At 63.3% G+C, this 16,959-nt stretch carries 17 protein-coding genes; 7 read left to right on the top strand and 10 right to left on the bottom strand.

What is annotated here, in order from left to right; all coding sequences use genetic code 11:
• The first annotated feature begins 333 nt into the window (after positions 1–333).
• The 4 genes from G9373_RS03305 (at position 334) to G9373_RS03290 (ending at position 2,876) form a co-directional block, all read left to right on the top strand.
• Positions 334–771 carry a tautomerase family protein gene (locus tag G9373_RS03305; RefSeq protein WP_120660776.1) on the top strand — a complete coding sequence of 146 codons (438 nt, stop codon included), beginning with the start codon at positions 334–336 and terminating at the stop codon, positions 769–771.
• Between the two features lie 157 nt (positions 772–928).
• Positions 929–1,333, top strand: coding sequence for an SCP2 sterol-binding domain-containing protein (locus G9373_RS03300; RefSeq protein ID WP_005264917.1), 405 nt, complete (start codon positions 929–931; stop codon positions 1,331–1,333).
• Between the two features lie 31 nt (positions 1,334–1,364).
• The gene (locus G9373_RS03295) at positions 1,365–2,399 is read left to right on the top strand and encodes a helix-turn-helix transcriptional regulator (protein ID WP_346842798.1); all 1,035 of its coding nucleotides are present in this window, start codon (positions 1,365–1,367) and stop codon (positions 2,397–2,399) included.
• Positions 2,400–2,423: 24 nt separating this feature from the next.
• The gene (locus G9373_RS03290; RefSeq protein WP_166680607.1) at positions 2,424–2,876 is read left to right on the top strand and encodes a hypothetical protein; all 453 of its coding nucleotides are present in this window, start codon (positions 2,424–2,426) and stop codon (positions 2,874–2,876) included.
• A 153-nt stretch (positions 2,877–3,029) separates the two neighbouring features.
• Here the strand turns inward: G9373_RS03290 and G9373_RS03285 are convergent, their stop codons facing one another.
• A complete protein-coding gene (locus tag G9373_RS03285) occupies positions 3,030–4,163 on the bottom strand; it encodes an IS630 family transposase (RefSeq protein ID WP_120661449.1) in 1,134 nt (377 codons plus the stop codon).
• 110 nt (positions 4,164–4,273) lie between these two features.
• Between G9373_RS03285 and G9373_RS03280 the strand changes: the two genes are divergently transcribed.
• The 3 genes from G9373_RS03280 to G9373_RS03270 all read left to right on the top strand — a co-directional run bounded on the left by G9373_RS03280 (position 4,274) and on the right by G9373_RS03270 (position 7,084).
• Positions 4,274–4,621 carry a hypothetical protein gene (locus G9373_RS03280; RefSeq protein WP_005265649.1) on the top strand — a complete coding sequence of 116 codons (348 nt, stop codon included), beginning with the start codon at positions 4,274–4,276 and terminating at the stop codon, positions 4,619–4,621.
• A 307-nt stretch (positions 4,622–4,928) separates the two neighbouring features.
• Positions 4,929–5,336 (top strand): SCP2 sterol-binding domain-containing protein, encoded by a 408-nt coding sequence (locus tag G9373_RS03275; protein ID WP_120660778.1) that lies wholly within the window; start codon positions 4,929–4,931, stop codon positions 5,334–5,336.
• A gap of 713 nt (positions 5,337–6,049) precedes the next feature.
• Positions 6,050–7,084, top strand: a complete 1,035-nt coding sequence (locus G9373_RS03270) for an AraC family transcriptional regulator (RefSeq protein ID WP_005265253.1) — start codon at positions 6,050–6,052, stop codon at positions 7,082–7,084.
• 59 nt (positions 7,085–7,143) lie between these two features.
• Here G9373_RS03270 and G9373_RS03265 read toward each other — a convergent pair whose 3' ends face one another.
• From G9373_RS03265 to G9373_RS03225, 9 genes are all read right to left on the bottom strand, one after another.
• Entirely contained in the window at positions 7,144–7,875 is a 732-nt protein-coding gene (locus tag G9373_RS03265) for a TetR/AcrR family transcriptional regulator (protein ID WP_005265254.1), read from the bottom strand.
• Positions 7,876–7,981: 106 nt separating this feature from the next.
• Positions 7,982–11,296 carry a protein kinase gene (locus G9373_RS03260; protein WP_133984330.1) on the bottom strand — a complete coding sequence of 1,105 codons (3,315 nt, stop codon included), beginning with the start codon at positions 11,294–11,296 and terminating at the stop codon, positions 7,982–7,984.
• A 230-nt stretch (positions 11,297–11,526) separates the two neighbouring features.
• Positions 11,527–12,066 (bottom strand): hypothetical protein, encoded by a 540-nt coding sequence (locus tag G9373_RS03255; protein ID WP_100228469.1) that lies wholly within the window; start codon positions 12,064–12,066, stop codon positions 11,527–11,529.
• Positions 12,067–12,109: 43 nt separating this feature from the next.
• A complete protein-coding gene (locus G9373_RS03250) occupies positions 12,110–12,772 on the bottom strand; it encodes a hypothetical protein (RefSeq protein WP_005265257.1) in 663 nt (220 codons plus the stop codon).
• The gene (locus G9373_RS03245; RefSeq protein WP_005265258.1) at positions 12,772–13,278 is read right to left on the bottom strand and encodes a hypothetical protein; all 507 of its coding nucleotides are present in this window, start codon (positions 13,276–13,278) and stop codon (positions 12,772–12,774) included. The genes G9373_RS03250 and G9373_RS03245 overlap by 1 nt, the downstream gene beginning before the upstream one ends.
• A 209-nt stretch (positions 13,279–13,487) precedes the next feature.
• Complete coding sequence (locus G9373_RS03240) at positions 13,488–14,021, bottom strand: hypothetical protein (protein WP_120660780.1); 534 nt, start codon at positions 14,019–14,021, stop codon at positions 13,488–13,490.
• 7 nt (positions 14,022–14,028) lie between these two features.
• Positions 14,029–14,673, bottom strand: a complete 645-nt coding sequence (locus G9373_RS03235; protein ID WP_240960322.1) for a hypothetical protein — start codon at positions 14,671–14,673, stop codon at positions 14,029–14,031.
• Positions 14,674–14,824: 151 nt separating this feature from the next.
• On the bottom strand, positions 14,825–15,703 hold the full coding sequence (locus G9373_RS03230) for an MBL fold metallo-hydrolase (RefSeq protein WP_167113838.1): 879 nt from the start codon (positions 15,701–15,703) through the stop codon (positions 14,825–14,827).
• A 217-nt stretch (positions 15,704–15,920) separates the two neighbouring features.
• Complete coding sequence (locus G9373_RS03225) at positions 15,921–16,826, bottom strand: alpha/beta hydrolase (protein ID WP_167113836.1); 906 nt, start codon at positions 16,824–16,826, stop codon at positions 15,921–15,923.
• Positions 16,827–16,959 lie beyond the last annotated feature (133 nt).

Genomic DNA, 16,959 nt, shown 5'->3' with positions numbered 1-16,959 from the left:
GCCTTCTCGACACGACAAGGTTTGCATGATCGACGTCCGAGTTGGCGGTATCACTCTCTCGCGCAGCATGAATCAACGAGACGCCGGCCACATTGCCGACGTGCTTACACCGAAATAATAAACGGTTCTTCGACGGCCGGATCCGGGCAAGTTCGCCTGGACCGGCCGTTGTGCGCGTTATTGGCATACCTCGTCGGCGCGGTTCTCGGGCGTAGAAATACCGTCACCCGTCGCCCTGGTCCTATTGACGGGGACGTGGCGTTCGTAATCTTGGTTGTGGCTTAGACCACACCGATGGCCAGGCTGCCAGCTTCGAAGGACAGGGAGAACGACATGCCGATGTGGAAGATTTACGTGCCCGAAGGTGCGTACAGCAAGGAACAGAAGAAGGCGTTCACGGACGCGATCACCGACACCTACGTGGACTTCGCGGGGCTGCCGCGGTTCTACGTCGTGGTCGTGTTTCACGACCAGCCGGTCGACTCCATCTGGATCGGCGGGGAACCGGCGAACGATTTCGTCCGCATCACGATCGATCACATTGCCCGCCGTATGCCGGAGTCGGACGACTTCCGGGATATGACCATGGCCGCTTTCGAGGACGCAATCGCACCCCACGTCAAGGACCGCGGTTTCCGCTGGGAGATCCATATCGATGAAACCCCGATCCAACTGTGGCGGACCAATGGGATCAAGCCTCCACCCGGAGATTCGGACGCAGAGCGGGAATGGGCGCGCCTGAACGCCGCCGTCGAGTGGGAGATGGTCTAGCGGCTGGAGCCGCATCGAAAGTGGGCGTCTGCGCAGATACCGCCGGACATTTCGACTACGCAACCGCGTCAACACATCCGAACCTTTCACTGAGAGTTCACAGGCAACGTTGTTGCCACCCGGTCGTGCCACGGCCGTCACGAGAGGAATCACAAGAATGTCCCCATCCCCCAGCGCCGAGGACCTGTACAAGTTCATCGGACTGACATTTGAACAAGCCAAAAGTGACCCGAAGCTCGTCGAGAAGCTTTCGAGCACCGAGGGGGTACTCAAGGTAGTCACCACCGAGCCCAACGGCGTCGTGATCATCGACATCCCGCGCATGACCGCCGTCCAGGGGAGCGCCGACGCTGAGTCGGACTGCACCCTCCGCATGACCGGTGAATTCGCGAACCGCTTCTGGCAGGGCGACCTGAATCTCCTCTTGTCCGTGACGTCGGGCGCGATCGGCATCGAGGGGAAGATGGGCACATTGGCCAAGGCCATTCCGGCAGCCAAGGAACTGTTCCCGACCTACATCAAGCTGCTGACGGACGCCGGCCGAGCGGACCTACTCGTTTAATGGTGCCGTTCGAACGATGGAACACGGCGTCGTGACGGACGATTCGGTCCCGACGCTCGACCTTCGCCAGGTCGAGCGTCGGGACCGGCGGGCAGCGTGGGAGCGAGCGATGGCGAGCCGGCTGGTGCCGATGGGCGTCCACCTCTCGGCCGACTCGGACGAGGACAACCACGGGATGTTCCGATCCCTCGACGTCAGCGATATCAAGGTGACCCAATGGGAGTGCCCCGAGCTGAAACTCGTCCGCACGAAGCGACTGGTCGAGACGACGGACACTGAGGCGCTGATGCTCCTCACCGCGTCGGCGGGCAGTCAAGTCTTCGAATTGGATTCGGGAACCGCGCGCATGGAAGCCGGGACCGCCCGCATTTCGACGACTCGAGTGGCGTACTCCTCCACTGTGTCGAGCGTGCTCCGGAAGCGGAGCGTGGTCATCCCGTTCGCTGCCCTCGCCCCTTATGACACCGGCGGCGCGATCCCCGACTGCCTGATGCTCGACCAATCTCGTCCGCTGGCGCGCCTGCTGATCAGCTTCGTGGACAGCATGAGCACACACATCACGTGCATGGACCCCGCCGAGGTCGACGCCGCGCGCGACGCGCTGCTCACGCTCGTGGCGGGGGTGATCCGCAGCAACACCCGCGCGGCGTACGACGGACCGGCCCTGCTCCCGGCCCTGCGATCACAGCTCGAATGGTGGATCAAGGAACACCTGCGCGGTGGCCCGATCCGCGTGGTCGACATGGCCAAGGCGTTCAATGTCTCGAGCCGCACAGTGCATCGCGCCTTCTCCCTGACTGGAGACACCGTCAGATCGGTCGTTCGTACGCAAAGACTCGCCGGCGCACGCCGCGATGTAGTCGCCACCAATCTCCCGATCGGGTCCATTGCTCACCGTTGGGGATACTACGGCGCCAGCCATTTCGGTCGCGAGTTCAAAACTTTCTTGTCCATGTCGCCGAGCGACTATCGGTACAGTTTTGGGATCTCCCACGTCGACAAGCATTCCGAGATGGAAACGCTGAATCCGCGCTTTGCATCGACCATGAACGACTTGGCCAGCTAAATCAACTCTGCAAAGGCTCCCCGCATGACACAAGCAACCAAAGACCTGTACAAGTGTACATTTTACGCTGATGGTGATCCCAACGGCTTGGCATCGTTGACTGGAATACTACTCCAAGAGAATTTTGACAGTTTCCCGGGACGGCGCAAGACAGCCGGTAGAATTGCACGGCCGATTGCATTACGCGAAGGCGGATCCGGAACAGCATGCACAATTCTCTTCGGATCCGATAAGGCCTTGGTCCTGAACGATATAGCCGGGCTACCCAGTGTCACTGTGATCGACACGACGGGCGATCAGCTTATGGCCGTGTCCCAACTGAAGATGCGGGCGGGCGGACTGATCCCGACAGGCTTCTTCAGCAGGCAAGGTATGGCTGTAATCCGCGCAATCCTCCGCCAAGAGCTCATCGTCAAGGGATTGATCACACACCCGATTACGGTTCTCCGGTTCATTGCACTGATGTCGATCGCGTAAGCGGGTTCCAGTACGAGAGCTCCGAAAACCACGCGCACTGCGGTGATCGGGGAGCACATCTTCGCGAAATTCCTATTCGCCAATCTTTCCCGTGCGGTGGGCCAACCGGCGGCGGTTGGCCCTTAGTGGTCTGATTCGTTAATTTGTCGGGGGTCATGCCGCTTGCAGGGTTCGATCGTGGTGGTCGAGTCGTTCGAGGTGCCGGTGCAGGTCGGTGATCGTGTAGCGCCACTTGAACGGCACGGCGGTGGCGTTGTACCGTTCCTCGAAGGTGAGTAGGCGCCGTTCGACAGCATCGAGGTCTTCGAAATCGTTGGGTGAGAGCACTTTGCGTTGGATTATAGAAAAGTAGATCTCGACCTGATTGAGCCACGACGCGTGCACCGGGGTGTGCACCATCACCGCGTTCGGATACCTCGCGGACAGCCGATCGATCGCGGCCCGGCCCCGGTGCGAGGATCCGTTGTCGACGATCCAGAACACGCGTTGCGCCGACGCATAGGGCTCGCAGGTCATGACCTGATCGACCAGGGCGGTGAACGGCACTATGCCGGTGGACTGTTCGCATCGACCGAACACCCGGGCGTGGTGGACGTCGTAGGCCGCGAGATACGCCAACGCCCCACCGCGGCGGTAGTCGTGATTGACTCGCATCGGACGGCCTTTGCCGGCCGGCTGGGTGTCATGGCAACGGCGACGGGCCTGGATGGAGGGTTTTTCGTCCGCGGAGATCACGTACTCGTCCGCGCCCAGCTCGATGCCGTCGTACCTGCGGGCATACAGATCGAGGACGACAGCGGCTTTGGTCTCGAACTGTGGATCCCGGATGAAGATCCACGACTGGTACTGCCAGGGTTTGAGGGTGTCCTGCGTGAGCCAGCGGCGCACCGTCGACACCGAGGCGCTGATACCGTCGGTCAGCAACTGGCGGGCCAGTTCCGGGGCGCTCCACCGCGACAGGGGCAGCTGGTGCTCGGCCGGCAACTCGCACGCCCACGCCTTGACCCGGGCCACCTCTGCAGGGGTGTACACCGGTGGGCGCCCCGAACGGGGCGCGTCGGCCAATCCCTTGATGCCCTTGGCGCAGAACCGGGCCCGCCACTTGCGGGCGGTATCGACACAGATGCCGAGTTCGTCGGCGATGGCCGCGTTCGAGGCGCCGTCGGCGGCCAGCAACACGATCACCGCGCGCAGCACCACCTTGTGCGGGGTGTTGCCCGCCCGCACCCGCCGCTCGAGCTCGACGCGGTCGACGTCGTCCAACGCGACCTGGAACGGACTGACCATCACCACAGCAGCACCATCAGGTCACATTCACCACACATGCCCCAGCCTTCGCGTGCGACACCCCCGAGGTTGGCGACCGACACGGGTGGTCATCGGGCACGATGAACACTGTGCCGACACCACCGGAATCGACGAAGAACTCGCTGCGCCTTCGGTTGTTCGACCATGCTCGCGCCCGCTGGCCGCAACTGCGTGACGTCGACGCCCGATTTCGAGGATCCTTCGCCTACGTCGATGCGACACTGCCGGACGGCACCGTCCTACCGCTGATGCGGCTGCGTTACGGAGGATCGGCCCGCTCGTGGGGATTCGCGATCCACCTCGCCAGCAGCGGCAAGTACCAGGACTCGATCCTGCCCAGCGGCGACTTCGCAGGCACCCCCGAGGACGCCCTCGACTGCGCCTGCGGGCTCTACCTCGCCGACCCGACCGCCTGGCAACAACCCCCGACGAATTAACGAATCAGACCACTAAGATATCCGGAACCGTTGTCATGGAGGTTATTTCACACTCCCGAAGGAAGAAATAGGGTGCAAACACCCTCGAGATCGTCTCCTGGAAGTTGTCGCCAAAGCAACTGGCTGGCGTGGCGTGGGAATACCGCCACCGGGCGTCCTGGTCCTATTGAGCACCACGTTCCGCTCGTAGCCTAAGTTGCGACACAGACCACATACTTTGGTTCGTCACAGTGCCCGCTTTAAAGGAGGGGCAACTTTGTTGCCGCCCCGGTCGTGCCACGGCCGTCACGAGAGGAACAACCAACAGATGTCCGCAACACCGACCGCCGAGGAACTATACAAGTACATCGGCTTGGCTTTCGAACAGGCTAAGAGCGACCCGATCCTCCTCGAGAAGCTCTCGAACATCCCGGGTGTCTTCGAGATCCTCACCACCGAACCCGACGGCTCCATGATCATCGACATGCCGAACCTGACCGCCGTTCCCGGCGCAGCGGACGGCAACGCAGATTGCACCTTCCGGATGACCGGCGAATATGCGAACCGCTTCTGGCAGGGCGACCTCAATCTGACCATGGCTGTGATGAGGGGCGACATCGGCATGGAAGGGAACATGAAAATCGTGGCCAAAGCGATTAACGCGCAAACGAAGCTTTTCCCGACTTACATCGAGCTGCTGAAGAAAGATGGACGGACGGACCTGCTCGTTAAGTGACGCCGCCTGAACGATAGAACGCAACATCGTGAAAGACGACTGGGTCTCGACGCTCGACCTCCGCCAGGTCGAGCGTCGAGACCGGCGGGCCGTGCACGCCGCGATGTGGTCGCCACGGACGTTCCATTCCCACCGTTGAGGATGATTGCCGCCAGCTATTTCGGGTCGCGAGTTCAGGAATGGTAGTCGTAGGTCTCATGCATGCACTTGCGGTCGGCCATGGTCACGCCGAGCCGGCGGGAGGCAGCTGACGCCTCGCAAACCGCTGTGCAGGAGTGGCTTCGGTCTATGCTGGCGCATCCGCGCTCAGTCGGCGCGGTTGACGATGGCGACGGACGTCGCGGTGTTCTGCTGCACGTCGCGCGACCTGCAGGAGACTCGCGAAATTGGCACATCAATGTGACCCTTGCCACAGGAAAGTCCACCGCGTAGCGTGTTCCTAACTTCGTTACAACTTTCATTATGGACTGCGAGCAACCTCGTTGCCGTCCGGTCGCGCCACGGCCATCAGGATTGGAATCGATCACATGTCTACTCCACGCAGCGCCGGAACTTCTCGGTCGTGTGACCGCAGGCCCAATGACCGTCCGGGGTATGCCGAGCTCGCTCAGAGCCTTTCCGGCGGCCATACAGCTGTTTCGGAAGTGCGTCATGCTGCTGAAGAACGCTGGACGGACCGACCTCCTCGTTCGAGGCCGCTGAAGCACAGCGTCATGAAAGACGACTCGGTCCCGACGCTCGACCTCCGCCAAGTCGAGCGTCGGGACCGCCGGTCGGCTTGGGAGAACGCGATGGCGGGGCGGCTCGTGCCGATGGGAATCGATATTTCGTCCGACGCAGAGGGCGAAGGCCACGGATTACTACGATCTCTCGATCTCAGCGACATCAAAGTCACTAAGTGGGATTGCCCCGCACTGAAAGTGAGTCGCACGAAGCGATTGATCGAAACGTCGGACACCGAGGTGCTGATGCTGCTCACAGCATCCTCCGGTACTCAACACTTCGAACTGCAATCGGGTTCCGCTCGCATCGAACCTGGAACCGGCCTCATCTCGACGGGTCGAGTGGCGTACAACTCCACCGTATCGCCCGGCCTCCGGAAACGCAGTGTAATCATCCCCCTGTCCGCACTGGCGTCATACGACACCGGCGGTTCGATCCCCGATTGTGTGATGCTCGATCAATCCCGCCCGCTGGCGCGAGTCCTGATCGGTTTCGTAGAAAGCATGGGTTCGCACGTGTCGTCCATGGACGCCGCAGACGCAGAGGCGGCCCGAGAGGCGCTGCTCACGCTGGTGGCCGGGGTGATCCGGAGCAGCACCCGTGCGGCATGCGACGGTCCTACGCTCCTGCCCGCCCTCCGATCACAGCTCGATCAGTGGATCAAGCAGCACCTTCGGAGCGGCCCGATCCGCGTCGCTGACATGGCCAGAGCGTTCAACGTCTCGAGCCGCACGGTCCATCGCGCCTTCTCCCTCACGGGCGACACCGTCGGGTCGGTTGTACGCATGCAGAGACTCGCCAGCGCACGCCGCGACGTGGTCGCCACTGACATTCCGATCGGGTCTATTGCCCACCGCTGGGGGTTTTACGACGCAAGCCATTTCGGTCGCGAGTTCCGAAAGTTCCTGTCGATGTCGCCCAGCGACTATCGGGAGTGCTTCGGCATTGCCAGTGTCGAGATGCAGGCGGAAACGGACACCCTGAACCCGCACTCTACGTCGACAATTGATGACTTGGCCAGCTGAATCGGACCGGAGCGGCAAGCACTGGACGCTCACGCAGTTGATCACGGTTCTGCTGCTGGTTACCCTCTCGCCTGTGGATCCGCGGCGCTGCGGTCCGACTCGCGCGAATTCGCGAGGAGTGCATTCACAAGCGAAGACTGTGCCGACTCCGCGGTATCGCCCAGTCCCACCAGCAAGTTCACCATTGTCGGTTGCAGGACCTGAGCGACCGGATCAGGGAACTGGGCGAAGTGACCGCCCAACTCCAGGGTGACGAATCCGTGCACGCAGCTCCAGAGCTGCGTGGCGATCACTTCCGGATTCTCGCCGCCGCGGATGCGGCCGCTTCCTACGAATCGGGCACATCGGCCGACCAGAAGCGAATACGCAGTCCGAAACGCCTCGGACTGGGCAGCGGCACCCGAGCGGGCTGGTCTGAGCTGACGGTATCCACGGCGCGTCGCGAGGCCGAACATCAGGTCGTAGAGATGCGGATTGGCCTGGGCCAGTTGTCGGCAGGCCAACGCAATACCGAAGAGATCCGCGGCGGGATCGTCGCTGGCGGGTACCGACTCGAAGGCAAGGGCGAGATCTCGGAAGCCTCTGTCGACTACGGCCTGAAGCAGCTCAGGCAGGCCCCCGAGATGGTAATAGACGGACATCGTGGACACCTGCGCCGCTTCAGCGACCGACCGTGCTTTGATCTCGGATGGGCCCGCCTCTGCGAGCAGAGTCGTCGCCGCGTCGACCAGCCGCTCGATGATTTGTTCGGACGTCAACCGAACAGTGGCCTCCTTGTCGGGGCTCGGCATCCGCGTCCACCTTCCCCAGTTCGCATCGCCCCGTATGAGGGGCCTGGGAACGAGGTTACAAGAAGCTGCACGCGGCGTGCTGGCCAGAACGGCGACGCCGTACCGGTCAGCCGCGCTTGTCCTGCGCGTGCTCCAGGACCCAACCCGCGATCTGTGTTCGTGAGGTGAACCCGAGCTTGGTCAGAATGTGTTCCACATGGCCCTGCGCGGTGCGCGGCGATATCACCAGCTTGGCGGCGATGGCCTTGTTGGTGAGGCCCTGCGTTACCAGCTCTGCGACCTCTTGCTCCCGCTTGGTCAGGCCCGTCGCACTGCTACCGGCGGGCTGTGTCGTGGCCTCGGTGCGCTCGCCGAGGGCGTAGGCGACCGCTCCCTCGAAACCCATGAGCGCACCTTCCCGTCTGGCCGCCTCGAATGCCCGCTCACCCAGTGAGGTGCGAGTGAGCCGTTCGCAGTCCTCGTGGCGTACGAGCAAGGTGGGGAACAGCACCGAGGTGCTTCCCAGGGCACGGCCCAGCGCCTCTGCGGCCCCCATCAGGATGGCGGCGCGTCGTGCGCGGTCCTCGGTGCCGGCGATCCACGCCAGAGCCTCCAGGGTCATCGAGGCAGTGAATGGATCGTCCACCAACCGGCTCAGCCGCAAGCACTGTTCTAGCAGTTCCGCCGCCTGACCGCGATCGCCTTGCTGCAAGGCCGCCACTCCCAGCGCCCACAGGGAGTACGACCGGTATACCGATTCACCGTGTGCTTTTGTGATGTCCAGAACCTTCTGATGGCACTCGATCGCCCGCGGAACATCTCCCTGCAATTCGTACACCAACCCGAGCATCATCAGCGCCCACACCCGCAATGACAGGTCGCCGCGGTCGCCGAATACCTCCAGGGCTTCCTCCATACGCGTGCAGGCGTGGGGTAGGTCGCCGCTGACGAGGCCAAGAAGACCGTCTGCATGGGTGACGCGGGCGCGGACCAGCGGGTCGGTTATCTGGGGGATCAGAGCCTGCGCTTCATCCACCAGAGTCCTCGAGGCCGGAAGGTCACCCTGAACGCCCGCGAACACGCTGGCGGCGTACAGCGCCCCTACTCGTGAAGCGGTCGGTTGCTCGGAGTTATGCGCCAGGGCGCGGTCGAGCCAGTGCCGTCCCTCCCGGAACAGTCCGCGGGAGAGCCAGAACGGGAACAGGGCCGCCGCTATCCGGAGACCGTCCTCGGCGCCGGTGCCGGGTTCCTCCAACAGGCAGAATTCCATCGCCTCACGCAAATTCGACTGTTCCCTCTCGAGCCGCGCTATCCACTCCAGCTGCTGCGGACTGATCCACTCGGCCTCCACCTGCAACACCAAACGCTGATACCAATCGCGGTGCCGTCGTCGCAATATCGAATGGAAACCGGTCTGCTCGGCCTTTTCCTTGCCGTACTCGCGCAGGGTCTCGAGCATCCGGAACCGCACCGCCGAGCCGGCGTCTTCCCGGATCAGGATCGACTTGTCGACCAATGCCGTCACTGTGTCGAGCAACTCCTCCGGGGTCAAGTCCTCCCCGCAGACCGCCTCGGCAGCATCCAGTTCGAAACTTCCCGCGAACACCGACAGCTCGGCCCACAGCTGCTGTTCCCGAGTCGTACAGAGCTCATGACTCCAGTCGATGGACAGCCGCAGGGTCTGCTGGCGCGTCGGTGCAGCGCGATTGCCGAGAGTCAGCAGCGTGTACCGGTCGGTCAGCCGCTGCAGGATCTGCTCGGGCGACATCGCCCGCAACCGTGCCGCCGCCAGCTCGATCGGCAACGGTAGGCCGTCGAGTTGGTGGCAGATTCGGACCACCGCCATCCGGTTGTCGTCGGTGAGTTCGAATCCGGGCACGGCGGCCGCGGCGCGCTGTACGAATAACGCCACCGCGTCGTACCCGGTCAGCGCCCGCAGCGAGGGCTCCTGGTCTGGGGCCGGGACCCTCAGCGGGGGAACCCGCAGCACCGCCTCCCCGCCGATACCCAAGGGTTCGCGGCTCGTGGCCAAGATCCGCAGCTGCGGACAGGTGCGCAACAGCATCTCGGCGGATGCCGCGACCGCCTCCACCACCTGTTCGCAGTTGTCCAGTACAAGCAAAAGGTGCCTGGAGGCGAGGAACTCCGCCACCACGTCGTCGAGCTGTCGCGCGGGCTGATCCCGCAGCCCCAGGGCCGCGGCAACCGTGTCCGTCAGGAGTGACCCATCCCGCAACTCGCCCAGTTCGACCAACCAGACTCCGTCACCGAAGCTCCGCCGGACATCGGCAGCCAGCCGAAGCGCCAGACGCGTTTTCCCGACACCACCGATCCCGGTCAACGTCACCAGACGAGCGGACGACAGCAGCTGTTTCGCCTCGGTCGAATCATGGCGGCGGCCCACGAAGCTGGTGAGCTCGAGCGGCAGATTACTCACCGGAGTCCTCACGGCGGGTGCCATCGATGGAGTAGGTGGTGGAGTCGCCGTGGACCTCGGGCGGGCGCGCGCCGGATCCGGATCGCGTCGGCGGGCGTCCGGTTCGCCGGACAGGGCCATCTCGTCGACGGGGAAGCCATGGTGGAGCTGGACCCGCCGTAGTTCGTCGCCGAAGTCGGCGGCGGTGGCAGGACGCTGCCCCGGATCGGCGGCCATGGCGCGGTCGACTATCTCCGATACGTCGTCGGGAACGCCGTGCTCGCGCAGGTCCGGAACCGGCTGGGTGGTGATTCGGAGGAAGTGAGCGACCACATGCTCACCGCTGTGGCGCTCGAACGCCGCGTGACCGGTGATGGCGCAGAACACTGTCGCACCGAGACCGTAGATATCGGAGGCCTCAGTCGGAGGTTCGCCGCTGAGTACCTCGGGTGCGGTGAAAGCCGGTGACCCTGTCACGGTGCCGGTGGCGGTCTCGAATCCGCCGGCGATATGGGCGATGCCGAAATCGGTCAGCGCCGGCTCCCCGTAGTCGCTGAGCAGGATGTTTCCGGGTTTGAGGTCCCTGTGCAGGACGCCGAGACGGTGTGCCGTCTCGAGCGCTCCGGCTATCTTCACCCCGAGCCTGAGTGCTTCCTCCAAGGGCAGTGGACCGTGACGGCGGATCCGGGCGTCGAGCGAATCCTGCGAGTGGTAGGGCATCACGATGTAGGGGCGACCGCTGTCGGTGGCACCGACGTGGAGTGCGCTCACAATGTGAGGATGTCCGGTGAGGCGGCCCATCGCCCGCTGTTCCCGGAAGAACCGCGCCCGGTTCTCCTCGTCCAGGTCCGCGGCGAGGACCTTCACCGCCACAATGCGGTCCAGCGCCGGTTGCACACACCGGTAGACCACACCGAACCCGCCCCGGCCGATTTCGTGGGCGTCCTCGAATCCCGCAGCGCTCAACTCCGCCGTGACCGTGTGGGCCACGCCGCGCTGGGTCTCGAGCGGATCACCTGCGGCCATCGGAGTGTCCTCACCGTCTCCCCGCAGAGCGAGAACAGGACCTGGACGATCCCATCCTCGATGAGGCAACTTGCCTCATCTCGAGGAGAATGTGACTTCAGGATATCGCCGCCTGGCAGGCAAATGGGATTGTGGTCGAGCATCGGGGCAACAAACGGGCATCCACGATGCCAGGTCGTCTTCGAGGTCACCGCAGCCCACAGCATGACCCCACGGTGATCTCATTTCTGTCAGTTGCCGACTTTCGGCAGCAGCAACGCGACGCGTAGTTTCTGGTCGATCGTCTGCGACAGGGTGAGCGTCTCATCCAGTTTCTGGCCGAGAGCCTGCGCGTTGACGTTCGCATCATCCAGGGTTGCCGCTATCCCGCCGAGCGGCACAACGGCCGCACCGGCCTCTCCGCCTGCCCCCCGACCGGCAGAAATTGTGCCCGCCAAAGGGGCGTCAGCCTCGGTCAGCGTGGTACCGAGGGTGCCGAGTTGGTCACTGAGAGTGCCCAGCACCTGATTCGCCCGGGTGAGGGAATCGATGACGCCGACCACCTCCGGCAGCCCTTGCCGCGCCGCCTCGGCTGCGGGTGGCAATTGATGCGCCCCGTCGAGCGCGGCATCGGTCGTCGCGTCGAGCTCTTGCGCCTGCACGACACCGTTTTTGAACGTGTCGTTCGTGATGCCCAGGTCTCTCGTGAGGATCAACAAGCCGCTCAACACCGCAATGGTGAATGCCAAGGTGATCGCCCAGGACAACCGAAATCTTTTCTGCATGTGCATCTGCATGTTCACTCCGTCGAACGAAGAAAGGGTATCCGGATGCTCAGGGAAGAGGCAGCGGCGGTAACGGTGGTGCCTCGAAACCCAAGGACGGGATACCGAGACTGTTGAACGGAGGGCCTACCACTGCGAGGAGCGGACCGAACTCCCGAACATGCTCAGCTTCTTCCTGGATCGTCGCCAGCGTCGAGGCGATCCCCGACATCTTCGGGCCGAGTGCGAGAAGAGTGAGTTGCATTGTGGTCAAACCGTCGTGGATTCCCTGCAGCTCGGTCGCGACGGAACCGACCGCCGTCGACAGTCCGTCGACGGTGGCGCCGGCCTCGTCGGAACGCGCGGTAACGCTCGTCACCACGTTCGGCAATGGCGCCGAGATGTCCGCGACCTTCGATGCATTGCCCTCCAAAGTCGCTGACAACGGTGACAGTTCGACACTCCGGCCGACCAACACGGCCAGGTCGTTCGACATGGGTCCGAGAACCTGGATGTCCGCCGCCAGCTGCGCGTGCTTCGGTTCCAGTTCGACGGTCAGTTCGTCGAGTCGTTGGGCCGAATCGATAATCTGCACGCTCAAGGCCGACGGCCGACCGAGAGGGTCGCTGATATCACGGAACGTGGGAAAGAAGCCGTTGATTGCGCACAAGCCGATGGCGGGCGCCACACCGAGTACCAGCACAACCGCGGCGAAAGTTCGACTGCCCACCATTACTTCCCTCCCGTCGGTGCGGGGATCAGATTTCCCTGCGCCGGAAGCGGCGCGAGTTTGACCGTCGTACGCTCGAGTTCGGCGTTGAGCTGATCGGCCAGTTGCAGTGCAGCCAGAAGCCGATCGTTCACCTTGACCACCGCCACGTCCGCGTCGGCGGAGATGGCGTGTAGCGATCCGGCCGCGCCTTGAAGCGACGAGGAAATGCCATGGAGCTGGTGGGCGATAGTGACGTCGTTGTGACCGGCAGCAACCAACGTATGCATGTCGGGCAGCATTGCGGCCAGCAGATCAACGTCCACGGCCGTCGCCGAATTCAGCTCGGCAAGAACTGTTCTGAGGTCTGCAAGCTCGCTCCGCACACGGGAAGGCGCGGCCAGATCGGCCCGCTCGTCGAAGTACTGATTGGCCTGCCCGAAGTTGTCCACGATGGCGCGGGTGCTTTGCCGAACCGCCAGCCCCTCGGAGATTGCGTTCAGTACGAGCACGAGCAGCACGGCAGACATGACCGCCGCTAGTCGGCCCAGCCATTCGGTGGCAATCGAGTACCTGGTGACAGGGCGAGTGACCGCGAACCCCTCTGATTGCGGGCCAGCCGAGGGCAACACGGCACTTCGTGGTGCGGTCAGGTCGGCAGGACCATTCGGTCTTCGGTCTTTACGTCGCATGTCACGTCCAGTCGGTCGAGAGGCAGGGGTGGCGGGCCGGTCGGTATTCAGCCCGGCAATGGAAGCATCTGATTGATCGTCGCCGCGGATTCAACCGCACTCTGTAAGTCGGCGATCAATCCCTCGATCACCGCCAACAAATCTTCGCCCTGCTGACCGAACGCCTGAGCGGAGTCCACCAGGGGAAGGATGACGTTGTGGACCTCACCGAGGATGTGCGCAATCACGGCAAGTTGCTCACTGGTGATCTGGGCGCCTCGAGCGGTGCTCGACAGAGAGCCGGCAACCGGCGTGATGGCGTGATGCAGTTCCGCCAGGAGTGGCCCTAACGCCCTGATGGATTCGAGCGCCGACTCCACAGTCCCGGTCAGCTGGGTCAGTTCTCCGAGCTCCGCGGTGAGCTGATCGTTGACATCGAGGAAGCTCTCGGAAATTCCGACACTGGTCGCGTTGACTCGTTGCTGGTTGTCCAGGCTCCTGTTCAGGTTGAAGATCACGATGGAAAACAGGCCGAGTACGGCGACGGCTATTAGTGCGAGAACCGTTCTGGCCGGTCCACCAGGTCGTCCGAAAAACACCATCAGTTACTTACCCTCCGGACAGATCGGCGGCTGCGGACTCCACGGAAAGACGGGTGTCGTGCACCTGGCCGGCCGTCACACGCACGTCGTCCAGGATGGCCGACATCGTCGCGCGATTATCCGACAAGGCCGTGGCTGCACCGTTCGCCGGTGCCTGCAATGCGCCGACGCGAGTGCTGAGGGATTCGAGTGAACCGACCAGAACGGCGACGTCGACGCCGGTATGGTCGAGAATTTTCTGTAGATCTACCGAAATTGTTCCGACGAGGGTGCTGAGCTCAACTGACACCGCTTCGCCCATGCCGAGAACATCGGTCAGGCACTCACGCACCCTGTCCAGTGCCGCGAAGGCACTCACTGTCACGCGCTCGTGCTCGACGAGCCGAGTCAGGGACGGGTTGTAGCGGTCTGCCGCTTCGACAGACTGTTGCAGGCGCCCAGGCGTTGCGGTGAGATCGTAGATTCTAGGGCCGAGATAGAAAACGCCGAGTGGGATCAATACCAATACCACTACAGCACGCCCGATCCAGGTACTGCGGGAAACTTCAGGTCCGGACGACACCGATCGAAGCACGGTGGTGTCGGCCCCGACTTCGGGCTCCGCGCCATGGTGCACGAGGGCGCCGAGCCTGTGCGAGAGGGCCGCCATCATGACACCACCGGCACAGGCGCGGCCAGGTTGTCGCTGTCGTTGTGCGTGACGGAATGGTTTGGGGTGATGGCGGGTGACATTGGTCCTCCTGGGTCGTGTGGATCCTGAAGAAGGGCACTCTGACCCCGGTCGGGGCGTGGTGTTTGTGTTATTACGCGCCGTCGCGGGCCGCGATCGCGTTGATGGCGGAGAACTGCAGGGTCCAGAGGTTGGCGTGATTGGGGTATTTCGCGGACATGGTGGCGACGAGGTCGTCGGCGTCCTTCGCGGTCGGGAAGGCGGCGATGAAGTCCTGGATGTAGGAACGGGTTTGGGCGATCATGGTCTCGACGGCGTAGTCGTCGCCGTCGGGCCTGCGGTGTCCGCACACGATCATCTTCGGCTGAAGCTTTTCCACGACATCGACGGTGTCGAGCCAGTCCTGCCATTCGGAGGGAGTCGACAGGCCGAGCATCGGGTAGATCTCGTTGTAGATGGAATCACCGGCGATGACGGTGTCGATCTCGGGGATGTGCACGATGGTCGTGGGGTGGACGTCGGCCTGCTTCACCTCGATGATGTTCAGCGGGGAGCCGTCGACATACAGGGTGTGACCTTCGAGGGGTTCCGGAAGCGGACCGGCCGGGATGCAGGCGTCGCCGAACAGCAAATTCCACTGCATGGTCTGAATGTCCATGGTTTCTTTCATGGACTCGATCACGTGCGGCAATGCCACGCATTTGACGTCCGGGAACCGCTCCTTGAGCGGTCCGATGCCCAGGTAGTGGTCCTGGTGGTCGTGGGTGATGTAGATCGTGGTGAGTTTCTTGCCGGTCCGCTCGATCAGGTCGCCGAGGTCCTGGACGTCGTCCTTGAGGTAGAGCGCGTCGATGAGGACGATTTCGGTTGCGCCGCTGATCAGGATGGCGGTGGTGGGGGAGAAGGTGCCGTCCGGGATGCCGGGGAACTCCACGGCGGGGACGTTGGGCCAGCGGCTGACGAAGACCGTCGCGCGGATCGGGACCGCGGGAGCGTTGGTGTCAGTAGTCATAGGGAAACCTCCAGTTGCAGTGGTCGGTCAGTGGCCGCGGTGGTGGGCAGCGTCGACACTTCACGGTAGAAAGATGCGGTTGCCGGTGGATAGAACCAACGCGTCCGGTGGTGGTACGGAAGTGACAGGTCCTTGTACCGGCCCTGATCGGACAGGTCCTTGTGGCTACGGGACGCAGCCGTGGCTTCCAGGCTGTCGCCTGGAAGCCACGCATCGGTCAGGCGCGTAGGTGGGTGACGAAGTGGTCGCGTGCGGCGCCGGAGACCTCGTCGAAGCCGGGGCCTTCGTAGAAGTCGAAGTGTCCGCCGTGGGTGACGACGAGTTGTTTGGGTTCGCGGGCGCGTTCGTAGGCGTCGAATGCGAGAGCGTAAGGCGTACAGGCGTCCTCGTCGGCGATGATCATCAGCAGCGGCGTGGGCGAGATCTGGCTGATGAAGCTGCCGGGGTCGAATTCGCCGGCCATCTCCAGGCTCCGCGCGGTCATTTCGTTCTTCCAGTTCGGAGCCCGGTCCGCCGATACCTTGGTGAACCATTCGTAGGCGTCGGGCTGGGGCATCGCGGCCTGTCCCATCGGGTCGGGGGAGACGGCCGGGAGCATCGCGGGCTCACCGCCGGCGAACCGGTTGAGACGGTCGGCGTCGAAGTTTCCACGGACGTGGGGCAGAAAGTCGGGGCGGATCAGTCGGTCCAAGGTGGCTGGACCCGAGATCATGGGCACCTGGGCGACGACCGCCTTGACCCTTTTGTCGACCGCCGCGACCATCAGACCGATTCCACCGGAGAAGCTCGAGCCCCAGACGCCGACCCGGTTCGCGTCGACCTCGGGGCGGGTGGTGGCGTAGCTGATCGCGTTCCGATAGTCCCGGTACTGCAGGACGGGGTCGAGTTCTTGGCGGGGAGTTCCGTCGCTGTCACCGAAATTGCGGTGGTCGTAGACGAGCGCGTTTAGGCCGGCTTCGGCGAAGACGCTGGCGTAGTCGTCGAGGTACATTTCCTTGACGGCGGACATCCCGTGTGTCAGGACGATGACCGGTGCCGGGGTGGTGGTGTTCTGCGCCGGGTAGAACCAGCCGCGGAGGGTGACGTCGCCTTCACCCTGGAATTCGATGTCTTCGCGATTCATGTGCTTTTCCTCTTCACGCCGGGTTGTGTGTCGGACACTGCCAACCTAGGAACCGGTGAGCGGGCTCTGATAGAACGAGCGCGCCCGTCACTGGTACCGATGCGCCAACCTTGACGCCGGAACGGTCAACCGG

It is taken from the genome of Rhodococcus sp. A14 (assembly GCF_011603105.1).
Taxonomy (GTDB): domain Bacteria; phylum Actinomycetota; class Actinomycetes; order Mycobacteriales; family Mycobacteriaceae; genus Rhodococcus_F; species Rhodococcus_F opacus.
Note: the sequence above shows the minus strand (reverse complement) of the source record. Positions and strands in the feature narration are given on the sequence as shown.